A 2,895-nucleotide genomic window follows, 5' to 3' on the forward strand; every position below is an offset into this window, starting at 1 on the left:
AAAATGTAAAATTATAAGTCGGGTTTTTAGTGTAGTTAACAGACAAACTCCGTTTATAAACACGTATAAGTTTGCCTGTTAATCTTATAATTTTACTTGTTTTTTATCATAGAATGCGCGATCGGGTTCTAAGGCGGCTATAATAAGACAAATGATTTCATAAATCTTTTTAATGATTCGTTTAAACTCTTATTAGATTTTGTAAAGACTTGCATCAAATACATTTTATTATTGACTAAAACAACACGCATATTTAGCTGTACTTTATCCTGCATATCCACAATAATATTTCTCCCTTCATATCCATTAATAAAGGCTACTTGAGTTTTAATTAATTTACCCGACGTATTTTGAACAGTTGTTTTTATTGTGTTTTCATAAATAGACTGCAACTGTTGCTTATTATTTGAGTTTACTTTTGAGGCTGGATACTCAATATAATTTACCAAATAAGTTAAATTATCGTCTTGGCTTTTTGATGCTTCTGCATCATAAACAATAGTTTTGATTTTTAAAACCCCCAACTCTGTTTGTGCATTATCACTAGACAAAGTAGGTTTTTGTGGAAATTCTATCTTAAAACCAAATGATTTGGATTCGAAGGAATACCAGTTGCTATTTATGTTAAACCCCGCTAATAGTAATAATAATAAAGAATAAATTATTAAAGTTTTTTTTAAACTCATTTCAAATTATTTTTATTTATTAATTTTTCATTCAATATAAATCCAATAGGGAATTCAGGACTCTTAATTTTTATCCAATAATTTATTATACTTTCAAAAGAATCTTTATAAATATTAGAATTTAAGAAAGAATCAAATGAATCACTTACTTCCTTAGTGTCAATATTATTTATAAGCATTTCATTATATGAGGCAATTATTAATTCAAAAAATTCATATTGAACATATATATTAATTTCTTTTAGTTTTTTAAAATAAATAATAAACTCTTTAACCCTTTTAGAATCAGAATTAATAATTCCCCAATCTTGAGTTTCAAAAGTTAAACCTAAATCATTTGATATCTCTCTTAAAATATTATTTTTTTGTATATCCATAAATTGTATTAATTTTGAGGTAAAGTTTCAGCAGTCCCTGGATATGCTGTTAAAACACCTGATTTGCTTGGAACTAATCTAGCTTGAGTTGCAGGTGTAAATGTTCCGTCTGGGTTAACAACTCTACCAAGTCCTTCTGGTAAATCAAAATTTTCAGCCCCATTTTTCAAATCAGCTAAATGACTTGAAATAAATTCTTCAGCAGCAGCATCATTTAACCATTGCCCTTGTGGAGAATTACTACCTTTTGCTTGTTGTACTAATTCGAAAGTATTGTTACTTCCGTGTTTTGAAAAGGTGTGCCCAACTTTTTTTCCAACCATACTTCCAGTTGGCTCATAAACTGCTGATTTAGAACCAGCCCCAACAACTTCTGTCATTTCAGGCTCAGAAAGTTTATTGCCTTTAAAAGCATCTAAAGGGCTTTTATTAAGTTCGGGAGCTCCAGTTTCAGATACTTCAGAAGCATTAACTTTTGAAAGCTTTCCAGCTCCTATCATTGTTATTCCTAAAACTAATCCTGCCGCTTTTTCTCCTTGTTCTGCTTCTGTTAATTCTTTCCCAGTAAATATATCCTTTCCTGTAATTAAATCAGCTCCATCTTTTGTCATCGTAGCAACACCAGCTACAAGTAGAACATCACTCAAAGCCGCCGCCGCCGCTACGCCTACGGGCCCAGTTGTGGCTATTAAAGCAACAACTGCAACAACAGTTACTGTTACAACCAGTCCTTTTACGAGTGTATGTCCAAAAGAGCTCCAAAATGTAGGCGGTTTAACATTTGAGACTAATACTTCTTGTAATTTACTACCTTCCATAGTAGTTATGTCTGAACCTGCCCCAGAAATAGCTTCTTCTCCTCCTTCTAATTCAACAAACTGTATAACTTTATTTCCTGCAAATTGATATGGTGTATACCAAGGATATTTTGCAGTGTAGGGGTCTACTGTAAAAAATCGCCCGACACGAGTATCTAACATTCTTAACTCATAATTCAAAGAATTCCCCTCACCCTTCAACTCATCATCTTTTTCCTGTCCTTGGAAACCATATCTATAATTCCCAAAAACAGCATGCCTATTCGGTACCAGCATCCCAAAAGGATCGTAATCAGAATAACTAAGAACGTCTGCGTTAAAATGGGTCAGCAATGATTTTTGGTCAAGACCCGGAATCAGCTTATCATTTGCCACCACAAGGACATTGCCTAAATGGTTTGCCAGTTCGTAACGCTTGTCACCTGTCAAAGATAGATAATTTTTAACTTCCATATCCCTTACTTCAGTAAATAAGCCGTTGGTGGTATCGAGGTAGTTTCGCGTACCGTCATTGTCTGAATCCAAGGTATATACACTGCCGGGTGTTGTAGTATTGGTTATTCCCGGTCCGCCTTCATGGGTTTCCCAGGTAGCGTAACCATCGTTGTCATCGTCTGCATCCAGATAATCTGCCAAAGCATCCTGATCGGTATTGAATGCATCGTCAGGAAGCCCGTTGTGGTTGTCATCGTTCCTCTCGAACTTGCTCAGGATCCCATCCCCATCATCATCGCTATCCCTGAAATTAGGAAATTCATCGCCATCAGTATTGTCATCTGCCAGGTTGTCGTTCTGGTTGACATCCTCGTAAATATCAAAAATACCATCTAGATCCGTATCAGCCAGACATGGCCCCAGCACCCTTTGCACTGCAGGAGTGACTGTCATGGCAATGATTCCGTTAGCATCTTTAGGAGGGTTGTTTGTCGTGGTTTCACTTGTCACGTCATCAAAACCAAACGAATTAATGCGCACTCCTCCGGTGGCTATGTGCAGGAACTCGTAGTTCAGGTA

At 35.5% G+C, this 2,895-nt stretch carries 3 protein-coding genes; all 3 read right to left on the reverse strand.

Translation table 11 applies throughout. The features are described 5' to 3' along the window. Window positions 1-137: 137 nt before the first annotated feature. Window positions 138-686 (reverse strand): hypothetical protein, encoded by a 549-nt coding sequence (locus ACRDEC_RS16910; protein ID WP_431499549.1) that lies wholly within the window; start codon window positions 684-686, stop codon window positions 138-140. After that, window positions 683-1,063: a hypothetical protein gene (locus ACRDEC_RS16915; protein ID WP_431499550.1), complete on the reverse strand. Its 381-nt coding sequence runs from the start codon at window positions 1,061-1,063 to the stop codon at window positions 683-685. Before ACRDEC_RS16915 ends, ACRDEC_RS16910 begins: the two co-directional genes overlap by 4 nt. Before the next feature lie 8 nt (window positions 1,064-1,071). Continuing rightward, window positions 1,072-2,895 (reverse strand): pre-toxin TG domain-containing protein (locus ACRDEC_RS16920; RefSeq protein ID WP_431499551.1); only part of this gene is annotated, 1,824 nt, incomplete at its 5' end.

This window comes from Flavobacterium sp. (assembly GCF_050696275.1).
Lineage (GTDB): Bacteria > Bacteroidota > Bacteroidia > Flavobacteriales > Flavobacteriaceae > Flavobacterium.

Bases quoted from the DNA above. Each gene is read 5' to 3' on its own strand.
- ACRDEC_RS16915 (WP_431499550.1), bottom strand. From the start codon at position 1,063: ATGGATATACAAAAAAATAATATTTTAAGAGAGATATCAAATGATTTA.
- ACRDEC_RS16910 (WP_431499549.1), bottom strand. From the start codon at position 686: ATGAGTTTAAAAAAAACTTTAATAATTTATTCTTTATTATTATTACTA.